The organism is [Clostridium] hylemonae DSM 15053 (assembly GCF_008281175.1).
Classification (GTDB): Bacteria; Bacillota; Clostridia; order Lachnospirales; family Lachnospiraceae; genus Extibacter; species Extibacter hylemonae.
Genome location: NZ_CP036524.1, coordinates 2,189,676 through 2,208,486, shown reverse-complemented (window position 1 = coordinate 2,208,486; position 18,811 = coordinate 2,189,676). Strand labels below are relative to the sequence as shown.

Below are 18,811 nucleotides of genomic sequence, written 5' to 3'. Positions count from 1 at the left end.
AAGGAATCCAGAATTTTAGATAAGTCTTCCGAAACAATTGTGCCAGCAGTTTTTGTAACATCAGATAGCCCACCACCAGCATACGCTTTTTTTAGTTTATTTAAATATATTTTAAGTGACATAGTGTGTACTGAGTATTATATTGCTATTTATAATACACAGTGTTATAATCATACCAAAGGAGGGGTGAATTATGGCATTAATTATATGTCCAGAATGTAAAAAACAAGTCTCAGACCAGGCAGAGGTATGTATCCATTGTGGTTATCCGTTAGCAAAGTTAAGAAATATTAACAATACTGAACCAGATTTATCACAATCCTTATATTTTAAGTTACGGTGGATAGATTCACATAATGATGTGGATGAAGTAAGTGTTCTTACCAGTTTAATTACTGGTATTAATATAATAGAAGCATCTAAACTTATTGAGCAGAATTATAGTCCGATTATCATAGATGGCTTAAGTATGGAAGACGCAGAAAAGCTTAAAGATGTATTTGCCGAGAAAAATATAAGCGTCGCCATTGAACCGGATAATTATTCGACACAAAGTACAACATTAGGACCTAATAAAAACAAACTGGGTATAAAAGCAATAAATTACAAAATACCAAAGCAAGATGTTAATGATTTTATTTTCTGTCCTCGATGTCGTTCTAAATCTATAGAAACGGTTGCTGTATCTACTGCATTTAGTTGGGGAGAGCCTATGAATGTGTGTCAGCATTGTGGACATAAGTGGAAACCTGGAAAGCGATAGAATAAACGAAATTATATTGTATAGAGATGATTATTAGCAGTAGGTTCATTGTGTAACAGAAAACTTATAGTCAGTTTATTAATCTGTAATTGAGAGGATGATATTTAGGTTGTTAAGTATATCTAAATTTAAATAAGAATATCTGATCTAGAGTCTGAATTAGAGTATATTTAATTAGTGAAATGTAGATGTAAATGTAAGTTGTGGATAAATGGATGTTATGTCTCCATCATAGCAAACGTAAATAACAGCAGGAGACGTACACTGTTACTAACGGGTAATATTTATATGCTTAAGCATCACACTTAAGACTATACATTAATAGTTGGCAATATAAGGTCATGCCAGCTACAAGGATGGGTAGTCGTTGAATATTCTCTCTGTTAAGGAATTTTATACCATATTATTGGTTTATGTAGACCAGACGTGTGTCAGAGAGTGTACTGCTGATTGGGACATTTATGTTTTAAGTACATAATTCGCGATATGAATTTTTAAACCATGCCATTTACTGTCGCCAGTTCTGTTTTGGTTTCGTATCACTTTCCGTTCCAGCAAAGAGGGATTACCGAACCTCCAATACTCCTTTGGGTATATTTAAAGAACCCCCATTAACACAACTTGTCAATGACACCATTTTCGTCATTTTCTAATTGTGAAGTGGACCCACTAAAATGTGTAACCCTGTGATTTATGGGTTAATCCGGGCTCAATGGTGTTTTTTTTAAGAGGTCACCGATATTTTTACCAGCTGCAAAGAATGTATTAAAAGTGGACAAAGTATTTTTTAGTCCACCCGTCTCAAACTCCACCGGCACTTTCGCGGGTGCTGCCCCGCCAGTCACGCTGTTCACAGCAGACTGCAGCTGACTGTTCAGTGCAGCGCCGTCAACCTCTACGTTTATTTTGTATTTTTGATTATTGAGTTGTTCGTACAGTGCGTCTGTATTTAATTCGGGTTGTACGTTTATGTTATATTGTTCACTCAATGGAATCCTCCTTTCTTTTTGCATGATTTCTTGAAAATTACCCCGTTATTATAAGTGGAGTAAATTTATGATAAGGTATTAATTAATATTTTATGTCCTGTCTAGAATTTCTAAAAGGCAAATGCTTCAAGCAGGCCATTTTGAATGCCATAAAGGCTGTTCATTTGCTCTTACATGTCTATCTTATCTTCACCATTAAATTATGATAAACGTTCCTGAATTTCTGAAAGAGATTAGTGAGTTGTTGCTTTAATATCATCGGAAAACTTGCCAGCTTTTGCAAACAATGTCAAATAATTTTTGATACCAGAGGAATTAGAGCTGGTAAAGAAGCTTTCGATATCACCTAAAGGTGTGCCGCTTTCAAAATTTAGTTCTTGAACCTGCTGTTCAAATCCAGGAAGAAGTTACCTGTAACATCATTAACCATAGAAGAGTACCATTCTGATACATTAGCGTATCTTTCATTTAGATATTCTAAGGCTTCGCTTATCTTTTTTCTAAATTTATCAATGTCATCTTGTTTGTCTTTGTAACCCTTATCATTTTTACTTAACCCTTCTTGTCCTTTCTTAAGCTTAATTATTTCCAATTCGTATGCTTTAATTACATCTACGTCTTCCTTGATGCCTTTGGTATCTGTAACCTTATGCATTTCCTTTGCTTCATTTTGCCCTCCGCCATAAGAAGCGATCAACGCATCAGTTTCGCCGCTTGTTTCATATATAATACTGTCCGATTTCTTTTGCATTGAATTGGCGGCGTCTTGAGCAGAAGAATACTTTTGAGCATCACTTAGTTTGGTTAAAAGAGCAGAGCGTTGTTCCAGAGCATCATTTTGTGCCTGCAGGTTGGTTAGTTCGGCCTGTTCTGTAAATGATAATTTACTTTTAGACTGTAATTCTTCAATCCTTGCTTGTACAGATGAAAGTTCCGAATTTATAGGCAGTAATGCTCTCTTTGTTTGAGCATACTTGTACTATAGCAGTTGTACTTATTTTTGTAAAATCCCCCATACTTGACGCTATATCATTACCTGTTGCAGCTAAAACATGTTTATTAAGTGACGAGTGTAACTTTAGAAAATAATTGTCATTTCATTTTCCAAATTATATAATATAGACAATAGGTAACAGATATGATCTGTACAAGATGTGGATTGGGTTAGGAAGAATAAGTGGTAGTTGTAGTGAAAAAATTTAGGTGTTGTAGTGTGCATAATGCCCAAGAGTTTGCGGACATGTGCTATGATGGTCTAATTAATAAGCAGAGAATTCCTATATATCGTTTTAAGCAGAGTAATTCTTCAATCCTTATCATATAGGTATATAGGTTACCGTTCCCTATGGGTTTGCATAGCATCGAGAAGTTAAATATAAATAAGTTAATATTAAAAATAAATCTTTATTACAAGGAGTACAGGTATGAAAGATATTATATGTCCAGAATGTAAAAGGAGAATACGTTCATATGAGATAGAATGTTCACAGTGTGGTTTCCTTCTGCAGAAATACTTACAAGATAATGGCATTAATGATTTGAATAAAAAAATCTTATGTCCCAGATGTGGTAAGGAAGGAGAATTATCGGGCGCGTTGGAAGTAAAATGCGAATTTTGTGGTATTCCAATGGTTCAAACAAAGTATAGTGTCCAAGAGTTTGCAAATAAGTATAATGATACCCTAAAAGGTGTGCCAGAAAAGATTATGGAAAATTTGAGCATTGGTATGTTTGAATTAGAAAAAATGATTCAAAGAGGAGACACCAAGATACTTGAAGAGATGATTCAAATAAAAGGTGGTAATCCATATGAATTGTTTTTGAAGGAGCAGTTTCCTAATACCTTTGATCAGAATGAACTAAAAAAAAGAGAAGAACAGGAAAAACAAGAAACCGAAGCAAGGTTGCCCCGTTGTCCCAGGTGTGGGAGTACAGATATAAGACGATGGTATGCCCCTATAGATATTGATAGTGGGAGTTATGTAACGCGATGGAGTTGTGAAAAATGTGGTAAGTCTTGGATGAATTGATAAAAAAATAATTTCATCCAAATTACAGACGTAAATATAGCAGAAAGGTTTCAACTATACTGACGGTTGGTATAATTAACACTTTTTACTTCCAGAAAATCAGGTATCACTTGAGTATGTTTATAGATGTAATAATTACTATAATTTATTTTATACTTCAAATGACAAACGATAGTATAGCAACAGGCGTAGTTCCGTGCTAAGGGTAATGTTAATATACCTTAATACAAATAGAGGATTATAGAAAAGGATATGGGAAAAAACAAATATTACTGCAAAATTGATGGAAAGATATATAATCTAAAAAAAATCCAGGACATAATAGATGAAAATCCAGAACACCCGGATATAGCAAAAATCTATATAGCAGCAGTAGAAGAATATCATTTGCCAACAAATACGATGTTGGACTCAGTAATCACATTTAATAATAATGAGATACCGGCAGATTATAATGAAGCATTAAAGAGAATGCAAGAATATAATCAAGCCAGTTTACCCAAAAGCCCACCGAAGCTCTGTTGCCCAAGGTGTGGGAGTACAGATATAATACGAAGGCAAGGACTCGTAGGTACTAATTTATTTGAGGAGTATTATATTTGTTATAGTTGTATGAATACGTTTAGAAGACCCAGATGAAAATTTACATTTCTGCTGTTGAATTTTTGTAATAGTATACTATCTGTAAGTTGTACTGGATGCATATCTCGGATAGTGGTTTGTAGATTAATTAATGTGTAAGCTGCAGATTTGAAAGGTAGTTATTAAATACTCTTTATCTAAGAAAGAAAATATCAAATATCATTCATTCCTGTTCTTTGCCATTTTTAATTTGATGCTACATAATTTCACTTTATCTTTCCGTATACGAAAAAAATTAAAAAAGCAAGAACATATATTAGGGGGAAAAGTAAATGGGAAATAACAAATATTACTGTAAAATAGATGGAAAGATATATAACCTCAAAAAAATCCAGGATATAATAGACGAGAATCCAGAGCACCCAGATATAGCAAAAATCTATATAGCAGCAGTGGAAGAATATCATTTGCCAACAAATACGATGTTGGATTCAGTAATCACATTTAATAATAATGAGATACCGGCAGATTATAATGAAGCGTTAAAGAGAATGCAAGAATATAATCAAGCCAGTTTACCAAAAAGCCCACCGAAGCCCCGTTGCCCAAGATGCGGAAGTACTGATATAAGACGAAAAAAAGGTCTTGTCAATTCTGATTGGGGAGTATACAGAAAGTATTATAAATGTAACAATTGTCATTATATTTTTCGTATGCCAGTTAAAAAATATTGATGGAAAACCATAATAATACTCTCAAATGATAAAATAAAAAGTGATTAAATTAAAAAAATTATGATGTTACAAAGAATATGTCCAAGGGACTACAGTTTTGTATAATGCCTCTAAAAGAAGATTATGTAGAAAATTATGTAAGGATTATTATGGAAAAAAACAAATATTACTGTAAAATAGATGGAAAGATATATAACCTCAAAAAAATCCAGGATATAATAGACGAAAATCCAGAACATCCAGATATAGCAAAAATCTATATAGCAGCAGTAGAAGAGTATCATTTGTCAACAAATACGATGTTGGATTCAGTAATCACATTTAATAATAATGAGATACCGGCAGATTATAATGAAGCATTAAAGAGAATGCAAGAATACAATCAAGCCAGTTTACCCAAAAGCCCACTGAAGCCCTGTTGTCCAAGGTGTGGGAGCACAAATATACGTGGGCATCGTCCATGGTCTGCGCATAGTGCATGTAATCACTGTGGTTATACATGGTGGTAGTTCGGAAATAAAAAAACTGTTTATATATGTAAAATGGCGTAGGAGTTGCTATCTAATTGACATGTATTAACGAATTCCTTTAATCTAATAATTAGAGTACTAAATCTATTATGAGCAATTATAAATTATTATAACAAGGGGGGATATAGGTATGCCAGATATAATATGTCCGGAGTGCCAAAGAAAGATACGTTCCTATGAAGTAGAATGTCCTCATTGTGGTTTCTTATTGCAAAAATACTTACAGGAGAATGGCATAGATGATCTGAAGAAAAAAATCCTATGTACCAAATGCGGTCAAGAGGGAAATGGATTAATGGGTGCAGTAAAAATTAAATGTGAATGCTGTAATATACCAATGGTGCAGACGAGATATGGTATACGGGAGTTTGCGATCCTATATAACGAGTCTTTGGAAGGAGTTCCAGAGAAAGTCATGGATAGCATGGGAATCAGCGAACGAGAATATCAGGATATGGTATGCAGGCGAGACCCCAGAATACAAGATGAGGTGGCGAGAATTAAAGGGGGCAACCCATACGCTCTTTTCTTGAAGGAACAGTTTCCTGGAAACTTTAACTTAACTGCATTTGAGAGCAGAAATGCGCAGATAAAACAAGAAAAAGAACAGAAACAAAGAGAAATTGAATCCCAAAAGCTCCGTTGCCCAAGGTGTGGGAGCACAAATATACGTGGACATCGTCCATGGTCTGCGCATAGTGCATGTAATCACTGTGGTTATACATGGTGGTAGTTCTGAGATAAAAAACCTGTTTATAAATGTAAAATGACGTATGAGTTGCTATCTAATTGACATGTATTAACGAATTCCTTTGATACCAATAATTAGAGTACTAAATCTATTATGAGCAATTAAAAATTTTTATAACAAGGGGGAATACAGATATGCCAGATATAATATGTCCGGATTGCCAAAGAAAGATACGTTCATATGAGATAGAATGTCCACAGTGTGGTTTCCTTCTGCAGAAATACTTACAAGATAATGGCATTAATGATTTGAATAAAAAAATCTTATGTCCCAGATGTGGTAAGGAAGGAGAATTATCGGGCGCGTTGGAAGTAAAATGCGAATTTTGTGGTATTCCAATGGTTCAAACAAAGTATAGTGTCCAAGAGTTTGCAAATAAGTATAATGATACCCTAAAAGGTGTGCCAGAAAAGATTATGGAAAATTTGAGCATTGGTATGTTTGAATTAGAAAAAATGATTCAAAGTGGAGACACCAAGATACTTGAAGAGATGATTCAAATAAAAGGTGGTAATCCATATGAATTGTTTTTGAAGGAGCAGTTTCCTAATACCTTTGATCAGAATGAACTAAAAAAAAGAGAAGAACAGGAAAAACAAGAAGCCGAAGCAAGGTTGCCCCGTTGTCCCAGGTGTGGGAGTACAGATATAAGACGAAGGCAAGGACTCGTAGGTACTAATTTATTTGAAGAGTATTATATTTGTTATAGTTGTATGAATACGTTCGGAAGACCCAGATGAAAATTTACATTTCTGCTGTTGAGTTTTTGTAATAGTATACTATCTGTAAGTTATATTGGATGCACATTTCGGATAGTGGTTTGTAGATTAATTAATGTGTAAGCTGTAGATTTGAAGGTTAGTTATTAAATGCTCTTTACCTAAGAAAGTAATATCATTTACTACTGCCCTTTGCTAATTATAATCCGATGCTATATTATTTTGTTTTATCTTTCCGCATACGGAACAAAAATAAAAAAACAAGAAAATATATTTAGAAGGTAAGATTAAATGGGAAAAAATAAATATTACTGTAAGATAGACGGAGTAATACATAACCTGTCAGATGTACAGGAAGTACTGGACGGTAAATCTGAACGGAATATCGTCTTGATAATGTATGAAGAACACGGGATGGATATAGTGAGTGCAAATACATTTGAGAGCGTATTAAGGTTTCATAATAATGAGATACCATCCGATTATAATGAGGCATTAAGGAGGTGGCAGGAATATAATCAAGCCAGTTTACCAAAAAGCCCACCGAAGCCTCGTTGCCCAAGATGCGGAAGTACTGATCTAAAAGAGAGGCAAATGTATGTAGGACCAGAAAGCAATCTGTATGTGCCATATTATACTTGTCAGCAATGCCGTAAGACATGGATGAAAAATATGTTTAAGTGCTAACCTCTTCCCTATACAGTCAGGAGTAGAATAAGTGAATGACAACCAAAATCATTGTACGAAAGACAGAATAGTACACAACTTGCCAATTAAAAATGATGTATTAGACGGTACGATAGAGCGAAATATTACGCTGATAATGAGCAAGGAACACGTATACCCTAACGTAAATAAAGTGTTGTAAAAGGATAGGAAATGGGAAAAAATAAATATTACTGTAAGATAGACGGAGTAGTACATAATCTGTCAGATGTACAGGAAGTACTGGACGGTAAATCCGAACGGAACATCACCTTGATAATGAATGAGGAACACGGGATGGATATAGTGAGTGCAAATACATTTGAGAGTGTATTAAGGTTTCATAATAATGAGATACCATCCGATTATAATGAGGCATTAAGAAGGTGGCAGGAATATAATCAGGCTAGAATGCCCAAAAGTCCGCCGAAGCCCCATTGCCCAAGATGCGGAAGTATAAATATTAAGAAATTACGAAGATTTGTAGACCCTGATATGGTGACAACGGGATTAGTAGGCAGTGTTGATTTTGTACCCTTTAAAAGTTATAGATGCAATAACTGTAGATATACTTGGTAACAAAATATAGTACTCGCAAATGATAAAATAAAGAGTGATTAAATTATAGATATTATGATGTTACGAAGAATAAACCAATTATAGTGTACAAGATTATGTAAGGAGATTATTATGGGTAAAAACAAATATTATTGTAAAATAGATGGAGTAGTACATAACCTGTCAGATGTACAGGAAGTACTGGACGGTAAATCTGAACGGAACATCATCTTGATAATGTATGAGGAACACGGAATGGATATAGTGAGTGCAAATACATTTGAGAGTGTATTAAGGTTTCATAATAATGAGATACCATCCGATTATAATGAAGCATTAAGAAGGTGGCAGGAATATAATCAGGCGAGTTTATCTCGTTGTCCTAGGTGTGGCAGTACAAATATCAAATATAATTTAGAGTTTGCGTCTTGGATGGCAGCACAAGGGCAGGAACCAGTCTCAGATAGCGTTTTGAAAGATAATAAGTGTGGAAATTGTGGATTTAAATGGTAGTTGTTAATTTTTATTCATTTAAGGAAAAATATAAAATAATATTTATAACTGCCATTTACTTATATAATCCTATGTTTTATAATATTACCTTATATTACCATATGAAAGACAAACATTAAGAAAATATTAGAAGGATATTCAAATTGGGGAAAAACAAATATTACTGCAAAATAGATGGGGTAGTGCATAACCTGTCAGATGTACAGGAAGTATTGAGTGGTAAATCCGAACGGAACATCGTCTTGATAATGAATGAGGAACACGGGATGGATATAGTAAGTGCAAATACATTTGAAAGCGTATTAAGGTTTTATGATAATGAAATACCATCTGATTATAATGAGGCATTAAGAAGATGGCAGGAATATAATCAAGCCAGTTTACCCAAAAGCCCACCGAAGCCCTGTTGTCCAAGGTGTGGGAGCACAAATATACGTGGACATCGTCCATGGTTTGCGCATAGTGCATGTAACCACTGTGGTTATACATGGTGGTAGTTCTGAAATAAAAAACCTGTTTATATATGTAAAATGGTATAGGAGTTGCTATCTAATTGACATGTATTAACGAATTCCTTAAATCTAATAATTAGAGTACCAAATCTATTATAACAAGGGGGAATACAGATATGCCAGATATAATATGTCCGGATTGCCAAAGAAAGATACGTTCCTATGAAGTAGAATGCCCGTATTGTGGTTTCTTATTGCAGAAATACTTACAGGAAAATGGCATAGATGATCTGAAGAAAAAAATTTTATGCACCAGATGTGGTCAAGAGGGAAATGGATTAATGGGTGCAGTAAAAATTAAATGTGAATACTGTAATATACCAATGGTGCAGACAGGATATGGTATACGGGAGTTTGCAATTCTGTATAACGAGTCTTTGGAAGGTGTTTCACTGAAAGTTATGGATAGCATGGGAATCAGCGAACGAGAATATCAGGATATGATACGCAGGCGAGACCCAAGAATACAAGATGAGATGGCAAGAATTAAAGGGGGCAACCCATACGCTCTTTTCTTGAAGGAACAGTTTCCTGGAAACTTTAATTTAACTGCATTTGAGAGCAGAAATGCACAGATAAAACAAGAAAAAGAACAAAAACAAAGAGAAATAGAATCCCAAAAGCCCCGTTGCCCAAGATGTGGAAGTACTGATATAAAACGAAATCATAGAGTCATAAATTCAGATATAGGTTTATATGAAAAATATTATATATGCTACAATTGTATGAATAAGTTCAAAAGACCCAGATGAAAGTTTACATTCCTGCTGTTGAGTTTATGTAAATAGTACACAATCTGTCAGTTGTACAGGATGTATGCCTTTGATAGTGTTATGAAAAATGATTAATGTGTAAGCTGTAGATTTGAAGGGTAGTTATAAAATACTCTTTACCTAAGAAAGTAAATATCATTCATTACTGTCCTTTGCTAATTATAATTCGATGCTATATAATTTCGTTTTATCTTTCCGTATACAGAACAAAAATTAAAAAAACAAGAAAATATATTAGATGGTAAGATTAAATGGGAAAAACAAATATTACTGTAAAATATATGGAAAAATATATAATCTCAAAAAAATCCAGGATATAATAAACGAAAAACCAAAATACCCAAATATAGCAAAGATTTATGTAGCTGCAGTAGAAGAGTATCATTTATCAACAAATACGATGTTGGATTCAGTGATCACATTTAATAATGAGATACCGGCAGATTATAATGAAGCATTAAAGAGAATGCAAGATTATAATCAAGCCAGTCTATCCAAAAGTCCGCCGAAGCCCCGTTGTCCAAGATGTGGAAGTACAGATATAAGACGAAAAGGTCTTATCAATTCTGATTGGGGAGTATACAGAAAGCATAATAAATGTAACAGATGTAGTTAAATTTTTCGTACACCTGTTTAAGAATTTCTGTAATTAATAAAAATAATAATACTCTCAAATGGCAAAAAAAGAGTGATTAAATTATAGATATTGTTAGCTCTCTAATGACAAACGTAAACAATAGTGAGAGAGAAGCACCATTGTTGACGGGTAATATTTATATGCTTAAAATTCCAAGCATCACACTTGAGACTATACATTAATAATTGACAATATAAGGTCATGTCAACTACAAGGATGGGTAGTCGTTGAATATCCTCACTGTTAAGAATCTTTATCCTGTTTTACCAGATTATATGATTCAACTATCGTCAGATGAGTGTACTGCTGATTGGGACATTTATGTATCAAATTACATCGTTTGCCATATGAATTTTCAAACCATACCATATACTGTCGCCAGTTCTGTTTCGGTTTCATATCACTTTCCGTTCCAGCAAAGAGGGATTACCAAACCTCCAATACTCCTTTAGGTATATTTAAAGAACCCCTATTAACACAATTTGTCGATGACACCATATTCGCCATTTCCTAATTGTGAAGTGGACTCACTAAAATGTGTAACCCTGTGATTTATGGGTTAATCCAGGTTCCTTTTTGCAAGAGCAGCTCCTTTCTGTATGTTTTCAAAGGCAGTTGTAGTTGTATTTATTACGTTCATACCTTTGATAAGGGAATCAACATCAAACTCCACCGGCACTTTCGCGGGCGCTGCTCCGCTAGTCACGCTGTTCACTGCAGACTGCAGCTGACTGCTCAGTGCAGCGCCGTCAACCTCTACGTTTAATTTATATTTTTGATTATTGAGTTGTTCGTACAGTGCATCTGTATTTAATACAGGCTGTACGTTTATGTTATATTGTTCACTCAATGGAATCCTCCCTTCTTTTATTTGATTTTTTGAAAGATTCTATAAAAATCGCATCTGCACGGGACGCATATCCAGATAGCAGCGCCATCGTCATGTTCTGCCGCGTACCGTCCCGCGTCTTCTAAATCTTTTACATTGCTCTCGGCAACTACGGTCAGACCTTCCAGGGCATCGAACGTGACACCGAGGACTTTCACATAATCACTGTTATTCATATTTAATACCTCCGCGCATTACACGATATCATCTGTTTCTTTGTTACAGGTTCCATGCCTTTACCCGGCCTTTACCGGAGAGTATGCGGCCTTTACGTATTCCAGAGCTTCCCTGAGGTTCAGCATATCCGGGTCCGCGGCCTCTATTTTTTTTGCGGCGGCAGAAAGAAGAGCAGTGAGCGCATCTTCCTTTTCGTGGATGATCTGCTGCTTTCGGAACTCTACCATCTTCTCCGTGTCGGAGAGAATGCCGTACATCTGTATGACGGTCTCTTTGTACGGGCAGGAAGGAATGGAATCCTTGTCCTGTTCAAAGAACTCGTCGTAGAGCTTCATGAGTCCTTCGTCTGCCGTGACGGCCTCGTAGATATTTTCTGCAATCTCAGTTCCTCCGTTTTCGGCCTCTTTTACTTCAAAGGCGATTCCGTCGACGCAGTGTAGGAAGAATACGTTGATCAGCATCATATCGGCGTAGTAAGGCGTGTAACTTACGCGGCCTTCGCCGTCTTTTGTAAAGTATCCTTCTGCCAGTTCCTGGGGCATGAGTATTCTGTCCTCCATGGACAGGGTGGTTTTGATCGATGGGTTTTCTTTTCTCATTTTAAATTGTCTCCTCCTTTATTGGGTTTACTTTCTTTCCATTTTCTGTATGCGTACTGTGTTTCGGATTTTAAGTACCAGCATACGATCTTGCCTTTTTTGTCCGGCCGCTCGGATTCGCATATATGAACCGGCTGGCAGCCGGACTTCGCATACATGAGTATCTGGGGCAGCGTGTCGATGGGCACAAGGCTGCTTTCTCCGTAGCATGCAAAGGCTTCTTTTAATGTGTCAAATCTTAATCTGCCTATGATGATTCCCTTCTTTCTTCTGTTGAGATAACTGGTGTGTAAAAAATAGGGCAGAAAATACCGTATTGTATTTTCTGCCCTTGATGGGGAGGCGGCAGGCGCACAGAGGACGCCCGCTGCCCGCCTCAGGGCTGCGCGGGGCAGCGGTGAGGCTAAACTACAATACTGATAAAACTGGAATTATGCTTCTTCCTCCACGATAAGGTCGAGGATGTTGTTGTCCTTGTCTGCCAGAAGGTCGCAGGTGATCGTAACGGCGCCCGGATCTCCGTTGTTGGCAAATGCAAGTGACATGGTTGACTGAGGAACGCACTTGTAGGCGATCATTCTTGCCGGAAGGATATCGTCATCCTCTGTCTTCATGTATGTCTCGCCTTCCACGATAAATGCTTTCGGGAAGCTTGTGGATTTGATGTTGATCCGTTCCACTTTGTCTGTGACTTCTTTTACGTAGTATGCAACTACAGATGTGATGCCGTCGGCATCAGCCAGAGTAGCGGATGCGCCTGTCATGGAAGCGCTGATTTCTTTGCCGCAGTCGTCATCTTCTGCGTAGAAGTTAGGAGCGAATCCTTCCGCCGGAGCTTCAGGAAGCGTAACCTTGCCTTCTGCTACCGGAAGGACAACTCTTTTTGTGTATTTTGCTGATTTGGACACATCACCGCCTGTGATCAGTTCCCACAGCTTTACAGACTGCATCTGTGTCTCGATCGTGAGCGTTCCGCCCTTTTCGCCGGCAAAGGACACTCTCTTTGGGTGTCCCTGTCCGCCGTAAGCGAACATAGTCTCGCCTGTAAGCTCTGTTGTAGATGTGTTTGCAAAGTCAAGGTTCAGGAATGGTTTCTTGGATGTGTAATCCTTGAAAATCAGTTTCTGAACTTCTCTGTTAGCCATTTTTGAATTTAATCCCATAATAAAAATCCTCCTGTTTTTTCTGCCGGTTCTCACATGGACCGGGTCAGTTTGTAGTTGTAATGTTTTTAAACCATAAGTTATAGTCAAACTTATTTTCTTTGTCTCCCCACACGGAGACGGACGTTCTGCCGGATGCGTATATCTCATTGTTGCGCAGCCGGGCAAATGTATCCCAGAGTTGATAGACAGTCATATCCCACACGTTTGTATAATTAATGCTGTTGTGCATGGCACAGACGGCAGAGATAATGTTGGCAAGCTCAAGGTCAGTATCCGTCTTGGGCTTTATGCGGTTCTTTTTCTTACGCTTCTGCATTTCCTGATACCGGGCTAGACCCTTTTTGTTTTTCACCCTGGCAGGGTCCACGGTATCCTTTGTGTCGATGTGTCCGAACTGCAGGATGGTGTCACAGACTTCCAGGTAATTGCCCTTGTGGATCGTTCCTGTGACACGGATACTGTCATTTCCTTCTTCATCCTTGACAGGAGAAAAGACGAGAAAAGCATCCTTTGCCCTGTCGTACATGACGCGTTCCGCAAAGAAGAAGTCAAATATGGCGGAGAAGGACTGCTGCAGCGCGGCGCTGCTCACGGCGATATCATACATGGTAAGGCACGATAATTGTTCTTCATTTAAGTTCTCGTACCAGGGTTTCAGACTTTCATTTACTTCAGTGCAGTATTTTTCCGGGGATATGTTAAGAAGTGCGAGATAAGTGGAGTAGATCCGGCCGGTCAGTCTGGAGACTTCCCTGAGCGTGAGCGGACGGATGCTGCCCACACCCTGTATGGTAAAGGGGGAGGGGCTTATGAGGTCATAATAATCCAGCTTCATCACACCACCTGCCGTTTCGGCCTGACAGGCATCTGGTAAATGGTGTAGCACAGAGATTTCCCATAGAAGCGTTCATCCTGCAAAAGAGAAGTGACAGGCTTTTCCTCCGCAAGCTGCATCCGGCCGGTGCCGAATGTGCGAAGGAGCGTCTCATCTGCTGTGACCGCCCGGTGAATGGCGGCCAGAGCCATGTCGATCCGGTTGCCGGCCAGTCCGTGAACCGCGGCGTATTCCTGCTTTTCGGCGTCTGACATATGAAGCATGCTGCCGCAGGCATATACATTGACAGTGATACGCACCTGGAGCGCGGCTTCCGCCGTCAGCGGGGCGTCTGTCTCAAGACAGAGGAAGGCCTGGTTTTCCCCGGCGGAAGCGGGCGGCACCGCAGTGTCAAAGCAGTGGTTTGCCCAGTTTTCCTTAAGAGAGAGCTGACTGTCGCCGGGGACGGGCATGATCAGCTTCTGCACGAGTTCGTCTTCCAGGAAAAGGTCTGAGAGTGTGTCCTTTATTTTCCCCAGATTTTCCAATGGGTTTTTACTTCTTTCCATTATTTCACCTCCTTAAAATACCACAGGTGTTATGGCTGTTCTTTCTGCTTTGGCTGATCATAAGTCAGGGCTTTCGGGCTGTCCGAGACTCCTTCTGTAGTCGGGTCCGTGACGATGCCGAGCAATACGAGCAGATTGATGACCATTCCTGCGGTCTCTATCATCTGGGATTCAGATATTGGGGGAACGATACGCGCCATACCGAGAATCTGGTAGACGAGTGAGATGATCGCCATGATGACCGCGGTCAGCGTTATTTTGTTGCCGAGACGCAGTTTCCAGTTGATGTTCATAGACATCCTCCTCCTTCATAATTTGTTCAGATGCATCTGTATTCCTGAGAGAAGGAAAGAGAGCCGGCCTGCTGCAGACCAGCCCTCCTTCCGGAGAAAAGAATATGAAAAGAAGTGTGCGGGTATCATTCCCTTGTAGGCGAATTGGAAAAATATGGTGCCACGCCTTGTAAATACTGGCGTCCGGGCCTCTCTGGAATAGAACATATGTTCTGTAAAAATGGAGCAAACAACGAATTTACGGGGGCTGCGGGATTATGTAACTGCGCTTGCTGCCTGCTGAATCTGTCTGCGCTTTTCATAAGCGCGCCGGTTCTGCTCCTGCCGGAGCTTTTTCTGGTGTTCCGCGCGGTGCAGGCTGCAGCGGCACGTCTTCGTGTCCTTTGCGTCCACCTCCACCGCACATCCGCAGTCCACGCACGTTATTGTCTTCGTGTCGGCGGGGCGTATCGTACGGCAGTCAAGGCAGTATTTCTGGTTCGGTGACGCCGGGACGAAGCGTGCGCCGCAGATTTCGCACTGGATACTGCCTTCGGGCAGGTTGTGCTTCAGGTTATCGACTATGACATGTCCGAAGCACTGCCAGAGCAGCTCTTTGTGGGGCGTCTTTTTGCGGTACAGATGCTTTACGAGCATGTCGCACACTTCTGTCTCGCTGTAGTTTAAGCCGAGCAGTTCCTGTCTTACCGAGCCGATGATGTAGTCCACATTTTCCGCGCTGCCCGGGTTCAGGCGGAAGTGATACTTCCGGTTCAGGCGGCTGTATGCCGCGATGACTTGTTCGTCGATCTGGATGCGCGGGCGGCACATGAGCTTTGTATAAGTAAATTTCCCGAAGTTTTTTCCGGCAAGGCGGATCGGACGGTAGCGGATGCAGGTCTCCAGACGGTCCACGAAGCTTCCGCCGCCCGGCTCCACCTGGCTTTCTGTCTTGTCCTTGGCGTACAGGAAGAAGTGGGGAAGCTTTTGGCTCGTATAGGTGCGGATGAGCGCGTCGATCTCCCGGGGCCGGTCAGGCATATACTGAGTCTTCGCCATGTCGATGCAGAAGTTGTTCTCCATGCAGAGCAGTTTGATGACGTTGAGCGCCTCCTGCTTTTTTTCCTTTGAAGCGCGGCTCCAGTCCACAAAATTGAATATCTTGGAAATACTGTTGCTGTAGCGGCCGATGTTCCCGCCTCTGTACGCGGCGTTTATGCCCTCGTACAGCAGTTCCGGGGTCAGCGGGGCGGGCCGGGCTTTCTTCATCTCATAATAGAGGGGAACGATGTCATCCATGTGCATGTTGCGCTCCGCGATCTCTACAAATACAGGGTCGGCCACCACGAGAGAGCGGTCGCCGTCCACGTCGAACTGCAGCATTTTAGAGATGGGGTCGTGGCTGCTCGTATAGAGGGCATTGGTCGTAAACCAGCGGGCGCAGGCCTCATTTCTGGCATTGAGACGGACTGCGTGTTCCCGGTACAGGTGGGGGCTTCTCAGACAGTCCAGCTTCCTGCCGCCGGGGAACAGGCGGCAGCACACGTCCCCGTTTCCGAGCAGCCCTTCTGGTTCACGGATTCCGAGGAACAGACGCTCGCAGAAAGCGTACAGATCCGGCACGATAAACGTGTATTTGCCATAGATCTCAAGCTTCCCGGAGCGGTATTCCTTCACAAGGCTTTTCTTTATCTCCCGCAGCCTTGCCCGGATGTACTCGTCGGTGATCATCTCCGGGTAGAGAAGAAGCGCCTGCTGGAGCCATGTCTTGTCCGGGTTGCCGGGGACGGCTCCGAAGACGCGCAGTATGGTCTTCTTGTCGGAGGAGAGCTTCTCCAGTGTATGAAGGGAAGGACGGATAAGGTACGCGGCCTCTTCCTCTGTGATGTCGGTGAGTGTCTGGAGCATCTGGTAATTGATCGTGGCGTCGGGAAAATAATCTTCTTCCATGTTGCAGATGCCGGCCTGGCAGCCGCACGCTTCAAAGGATCGCTGATACTGCTCCCATGAAGTGTAAAACCGGCTCATCTTGAACTGGCTTTCGGTGAAGATCACCTGGATGCGGTCCGTGAGGATGTTCCACTGCTTTCCGTAGATATCTGTGACGACAGGGGAGGCGTCGTGTTCCCGGATGAACCGGACAAAGTCAAAGGAGGCGAGCAGCCCTTTCATCCACGGAAGGCGCACCATGAAATTCTTCCGGGACAGCCTGGGAAGTATCATGCCGCACCCGTCCGTGTGCGGGATGGGGACGTCCATCTCCTTCCGCTCGATCTTGTAAGTATCGTCGTGGATAAAGTCTACGCTGCAGCGGACAGACGTCTCGAAGTCCGGGACGACGATACATTTCCTTATATCAAAGTCTGTCCACGGCTCTGTGGCCGAATTTGACAGGGCGAGATAAGCCAGGTATTTGTTGGCGTTTATGCCGCCGCCTTCGTTGATCATCTGCCTGGAGAGTCCGCAGACGAGCGACGGTTCTATCTTGTTTAAGAGCCGTTCTTTAATAAATACGGTCTTTTTGGTCCGTATCTGGCCGGCGGAGGATGTGAAATAGACGTATTTTTCCCCGTTATGATAATAGCCGTTTGTGATAAGCTGCTTTATCACATTGTAAAAATAAGTCTGTACGACCATAATGTCTGTTGTAAGTTCGCCGGTCTTCATATCGGCCGCACGGGTGAGGGCGGATTCAAAGACAGAGATGATCCTTGTGTCTGTCAGCTTTTCCTTTGGCAGTGTGCGGACGATGGACGGGTCCGAGACGAGCTCTTCGCTCAGCAGCGCTTTGTAGTCTTTGATTTTTTTGTTTACATGTGAACAGAGCGCCTTGTACTTTTCCGTGCAGGGGGCGTCATATCCGTCTCTGTCCGCAGATCTGAGCGTGCTTTTATGCTTCATGTAGCGGGCCATCCTGCGGTGGAGCTGTTCTTCTTTCTCTGTATAAAAACAGCCGGTCTCAAGGGAAAAGATATGTACTTGTCTAGACAATGCGCCGTTGCTTTTCTTTTTCATGATATTTCCTCCTTCTTCACATTATTTTTGAGCCGGCCTGCCACTTAGCCAGAGTGTCCACATCCGGTCACGGGGACAGTAGCGGGAGCAGAGCCGTTCGTGTTCAAACCGCAGCAGGTCGCAGATCTGGTATGTGAACCAGGCGTACGCCGTCTCGCCGAGGCGCAGCTGCGACAGGGTATCGTTGATGTACATTGCGTACATCTGCCAGTTTGTGATCCCGTCGTATGTGTCGTGCCATCCGTCCGGACGGTATGCAGTCTCACATATATGGCTGCCTGGCATGCGCCGCAGCCCGGAAGGACGGACCGTCTGCTTCATGAGGCGGAATTTCTCCTGCCACTGGGCGTCTGTCATGTGGGCGGACGGGGCCGCGGAATGGGGGCTCGTATATACGTACATGGTGTCTTTCAGTTCCTGTATGGTCACTGTGTTCACCTCCTTCGTAAAAATATGTATTGTGCGAAATTCCAATGATACAGTCATTCTGTTGAAAACAATATAGCATCGAACA

24 protein-coding genes are annotated in these 18,811 nt (G+C 40.8%); 13 read left to right on the top strand and 11 right to left on the bottom strand.

Annotation, left to right across the window (positions count from 1 at the left end; all coding sequences use genetic code 11):
• Nucleotides 1-193: 193 nt before the first annotated feature.
• The gene (locus tag LAJLEIBI_RS10280) at nucleotides 194-763 is read left to right on the top strand and encodes a zinc ribbon domain-containing protein (RefSeq protein ID WP_006441772.1); all 570 of its coding nucleotides are present in this window, start codon (nucleotides 194-196) and stop codon (nucleotides 761-763) included.
• A gap of 698 nt (nucleotides 764-1,461) precedes the next feature.
• Here LAJLEIBI_RS10280 and LAJLEIBI_RS18230 read toward each other — a convergent pair.
• Complete coding sequence (locus LAJLEIBI_RS18230) at nucleotides 1,462-1,752, bottom strand: hypothetical protein (protein ID WP_040434637.1); 291 nt, start codon at nucleotides 1,750-1,752, stop codon at nucleotides 1,462-1,464.
• Nucleotides 1,753-2,122: 370 nt separating this feature from the next.
• Nucleotides 2,123-2,503 (bottom strand): hypothetical protein, encoded by a 381-nt coding sequence (locus LAJLEIBI_RS10270; RefSeq protein ID WP_006441770.1) that lies wholly within the window; start codon nucleotides 2,501-2,503, stop codon nucleotides 2,123-2,125.
• A gap of 673 nt (nucleotides 2,504-3,176) precedes the next feature.
• Between LAJLEIBI_RS10270 and LAJLEIBI_RS10265 the strand changes: the two genes are divergently transcribed.
• The 12 genes from LAJLEIBI_RS10265 (at nucleotide 3,177) to LAJLEIBI_RS10210 (ending at nucleotide 10,775) form a co-directional block, all read left to right on the top strand.
• Entirely contained in the window at nucleotides 3,177-3,782 is a 606-nt protein-coding gene (locus LAJLEIBI_RS10265) for a hypothetical protein (RefSeq protein ID WP_149301916.1), read from the top strand.
• Between the two features lie 252 nt (nucleotides 3,783-4,034).
• Nucleotides 4,035-4,421, top strand: a complete 387-nt coding sequence (locus LAJLEIBI_RS10260) for a PaaD family protein (protein ID WP_147570423.1) — start codon at nucleotides 4,035-4,037, stop codon at nucleotides 4,419-4,421.
• Between the two features lie 275 nt (nucleotides 4,422-4,696).
• Nucleotides 4,697-5,098 (top strand): hypothetical protein, encoded by a 402-nt coding sequence (locus tag LAJLEIBI_RS10255; RefSeq protein WP_006441759.1) that lies wholly within the window; start codon nucleotides 4,697-4,699, stop codon nucleotides 5,096-5,098.
• A 149-nt stretch (nucleotides 5,099-5,247) separates the two neighbouring features.
• Nucleotides 5,248-5,607, top strand: coding sequence for a hypothetical protein (locus tag LAJLEIBI_RS10250; protein WP_147570422.1), 360 nt, complete (start codon nucleotides 5,248-5,250; stop codon nucleotides 5,605-5,607).
• A gap of 151 nt (nucleotides 5,608-5,758) precedes the next feature.
• Nucleotides 5,759-6,361 (top strand): hypothetical protein, encoded by a 603-nt coding sequence (locus LAJLEIBI_RS10245; protein WP_040434635.1) that lies wholly within the window; start codon nucleotides 5,759-5,761, stop codon nucleotides 6,359-6,361.
• A gap of 152 nt (nucleotides 6,362-6,513) precedes the next feature.
• On the top strand, nucleotides 6,514-7,119 hold the full coding sequence (locus LAJLEIBI_RS10240) for a zinc ribbon domain-containing protein (RefSeq protein WP_149301915.1): 606 nt from the start codon (nucleotides 6,514-6,516) through the stop codon (nucleotides 7,117-7,119).
• 270 nt (nucleotides 7,120-7,389) lie between these two features.
• The gene (locus LAJLEIBI_RS10235; protein ID WP_006441766.1) at nucleotides 7,390-7,785 is read left to right on the top strand and encodes a hypothetical protein; all 396 of its coding nucleotides are present in this window, start codon (nucleotides 7,390-7,392) and stop codon (nucleotides 7,783-7,785) included.
• Between the two features lie 192 nt (nucleotides 7,786-7,977).
• A complete protein-coding gene (locus tag LAJLEIBI_RS10230; protein WP_006441764.1) occupies nucleotides 7,978-8,382 on the top strand; it encodes a hypothetical protein in 405 nt (134 codons plus the stop codon).
• A gap of 111 nt (nucleotides 8,383-8,493) precedes the next feature.
• Nucleotides 8,494-8,874, top strand: a complete 381-nt coding sequence (locus LAJLEIBI_RS10225; protein WP_006441763.1) for a hypothetical protein — start codon at nucleotides 8,494-8,496, stop codon at nucleotides 8,872-8,874.
• 143 nt (nucleotides 8,875-9,017) lie between these two features.
• The gene (locus LAJLEIBI_RS19775; RefSeq protein ID WP_006441762.1) at nucleotides 9,018-9,371 is read left to right on the top strand and encodes a hypothetical protein; all 354 of its coding nucleotides are present in this window, start codon (nucleotides 9,018-9,020) and stop codon (nucleotides 9,369-9,371) included.
• A gap of 131 nt (nucleotides 9,372-9,502) precedes the next feature.
• Nucleotides 9,503-10,138, top strand: coding sequence for a hypothetical protein (locus LAJLEIBI_RS10215; protein WP_040434632.1), 636 nt, complete (start codon nucleotides 9,503-9,505; stop codon nucleotides 10,136-10,138).
• A gap of 259 nt (nucleotides 10,139-10,397) precedes the next feature.
• Nucleotides 10,398-10,775 carry a hypothetical protein gene (locus tag LAJLEIBI_RS10210; protein ID WP_147570421.1) on the top strand — a complete coding sequence of 126 codons (378 nt, stop codon included), beginning with the start codon at nucleotides 10,398-10,400 and terminating at the stop codon, nucleotides 10,773-10,775.
• Nucleotides 10,776-11,355: 580 nt separating this feature from the next.
• Here LAJLEIBI_RS10210 and LAJLEIBI_RS18225 read toward each other — a convergent pair.
• From LAJLEIBI_RS18225 to LAJLEIBI_RS10165, 9 genes are all read right to left on the bottom strand, one after another.
• A complete protein-coding gene (locus tag LAJLEIBI_RS18225) occupies nucleotides 11,356-11,646 on the bottom strand; it encodes a hypothetical protein (RefSeq protein ID WP_006441755.1) in 291 nt (96 codons plus the stop codon).
• Nucleotides 11,647-11,663: 17 nt separating this feature from the next.
• A complete protein-coding gene (locus tag LAJLEIBI_RS10200) occupies nucleotides 11,664-11,861 on the bottom strand; it encodes a hypothetical protein (RefSeq protein ID WP_006441754.1) in 198 nt (65 codons plus the stop codon).
• Nucleotides 11,862-11,921: 60 nt separating this feature from the next.
• On the bottom strand, nucleotides 11,922-12,461 hold the full coding sequence (locus LAJLEIBI_RS10195; RefSeq protein WP_006441753.1) for a hypothetical protein: 540 nt from the start codon (nucleotides 12,459-12,461) through the stop codon (nucleotides 11,922-11,924).
• Nucleotides 12,462-12,892: 431 nt separating this feature from the next.
• Nucleotides 12,893-13,624 carry a hypothetical protein gene (locus LAJLEIBI_RS10190; protein WP_006441751.1) on the bottom strand — a complete coding sequence of 244 codons (732 nt, stop codon included), beginning with the start codon at nucleotides 13,622-13,624 and terminating at the stop codon, nucleotides 12,893-12,895.
• Nucleotides 13,625-13,670: 46 nt separating this feature from the next.
• Nucleotides 13,671-14,462, bottom strand: a complete 792-nt coding sequence (locus tag LAJLEIBI_RS10185) for a hypothetical protein (protein WP_006441750.1) — start codon at nucleotides 14,460-14,462, stop codon at nucleotides 13,671-13,673.
• Entirely contained in the window at nucleotides 14,462-15,010 is a 549-nt protein-coding gene (locus LAJLEIBI_RS10180) for a hypothetical protein (RefSeq protein ID WP_006441749.1), read from the bottom strand. The genes LAJLEIBI_RS10185 and LAJLEIBI_RS10180 overlap by 1 nt, the downstream gene beginning before the upstream one ends.
• A 29-nt stretch (nucleotides 15,011-15,039) precedes the next feature.
• Nucleotides 15,040-15,303: a phage holin gene (locus tag LAJLEIBI_RS10175; protein WP_006441748.1), complete on the bottom strand. Its 264-nt coding sequence runs from the start codon at nucleotides 15,301-15,303 to the stop codon at nucleotides 15,040-15,042.
• 255 nt (nucleotides 15,304-15,558) lie between these two features.
• Nucleotides 15,559-18,297 (bottom strand): RNA dependent RNA polymerase, encoded by a 2,739-nt coding sequence (locus tag LAJLEIBI_RS10170; RefSeq protein ID WP_006441746.1) that lies wholly within the window; start codon nucleotides 18,295-18,297, stop codon nucleotides 15,559-15,561.
• Between the two features lie 21 nt (nucleotides 18,298-18,318).
• Complete coding sequence (locus LAJLEIBI_RS10165; RefSeq protein WP_040434630.1) at nucleotides 18,319-18,726, bottom strand: hypothetical protein; 408 nt, start codon at nucleotides 18,724-18,726, stop codon at nucleotides 18,319-18,321.
• Nucleotides 18,727-18,811: the final 85 nt, after the last annotated feature.

Bases quoted from the DNA above. Each gene is read 5' to 3' on its own strand.
- LAJLEIBI_RS10250 (WP_147570422.1), top strand. From the start codon at position 5,248: ATGGAAAAAAACAAATATTACTGTAAAATAGATGGAAAGATATATAAC.
- LAJLEIBI_RS10200 (WP_006441754.1), bottom strand. From the start codon at position 11,861: ATGAATAACAGTGATTATGTGAAAGTCCTCGGTGTCACGTTCGATGCC.
- LAJLEIBI_RS10280 (WP_006441772.1), top strand. From the start codon at position 194: ATGGCATTAATTATATGTCCAGAATGTAAAAAACAAGTCTCAGACCAG.
- LAJLEIBI_RS10245 (WP_040434635.1), top strand. From the start codon at position 5,759: ATGCCAGATATAATATGTCCGGAGTGCCAAAGAAAGATACGTTCCTAT.
- LAJLEIBI_RS10190 (WP_006441751.1), bottom strand. From the start codon at position 13,624: ATGGGATTAAATTCAAAAATGGCTAACAGAGAAGTTCAGAAACTGATT.
- LAJLEIBI_RS10270 (WP_006441770.1), bottom strand. From the start codon at position 2,503: ATGCAAAAGAAATCGGACAGTATTATATATGAAACAAGCGGCGAAACT.
- LAJLEIBI_RS10180 (WP_006441749.1), bottom strand. From the start codon at position 15,010: ATGGAAAGAAGTAAAAACCCATTGGAAAATCTGGGGAAAATAAAGGAC.
- LAJLEIBI_RS10170 (WP_006441746.1), bottom strand. From the start codon at position 18,297: ATGAAAAAGAAAAGCAACGGCGCATTGTCTAGACAAGTACATATCTTT.
- LAJLEIBI_RS10240 (WP_149301915.1), top strand. From the start codon at position 6,514: ATGCCAGATATAATATGTCCGGATTGCCAAAGAAAGATACGTTCATAT.
- LAJLEIBI_RS10215 (WP_040434632.1), top strand. From the start codon at position 9,503: ATGCCAGATATAATATGTCCGGATTGCCAAAGAAAGATACGTTCCTAT.
- LAJLEIBI_RS10235 (WP_006441766.1), top strand. From the start codon at position 7,390: ATGGGAAAAAATAAATATTACTGTAAGATAGACGGAGTAATACATAAC.
- LAJLEIBI_RS10175 (WP_006441748.1), bottom strand. From the start codon at position 15,303: ATGAACATCAACTGGAAACTGCGTCTCGGCAACAAAATAACGCTGACC.
- LAJLEIBI_RS10265 (WP_149301916.1), top strand. From the start codon at position 3,177: ATGAAAGATATTATATGTCCAGAATGTAAAAGGAGAATACGTTCATAT.
- LAJLEIBI_RS10260 (WP_147570423.1), top strand. From the start codon at position 4,035: ATGGGAAAAAACAAATATTACTGCAAAATTGATGGAAAGATATATAAT.
- LAJLEIBI_RS10225 (WP_006441763.1), top strand. From the start codon at position 8,494: ATGGGTAAAAACAAATATTATTGTAAAATAGATGGAGTAGTACATAAC.
- LAJLEIBI_RS10210 (WP_147570421.1), top strand. From the start codon at position 10,398: ATGGTAAGATTAAATGGGAAAAACAAATATTACTGTAAAATATATGGA.
- LAJLEIBI_RS10185 (WP_006441750.1), bottom strand. From the start codon at position 14,462: ATGAAGCTGGATTATTATGACCTCATAAGCCCCTCCCCCTTTACCATA.
- LAJLEIBI_RS10255 (WP_006441759.1), top strand. From the start codon at position 4,697: ATGGGAAATAACAAATATTACTGTAAAATAGATGGAAAGATATATAAC.
- LAJLEIBI_RS10195 (WP_006441753.1), bottom strand. From the start codon at position 12,461: ATGAGAAAAGAAAACCCATCGATCAAAACCACCCTGTCCATGGAGGAC.
- LAJLEIBI_RS10230 (WP_006441764.1), top strand. From the start codon at position 7,978: ATGGGAAAAAATAAATATTACTGTAAGATAGACGGAGTAGTACATAAT.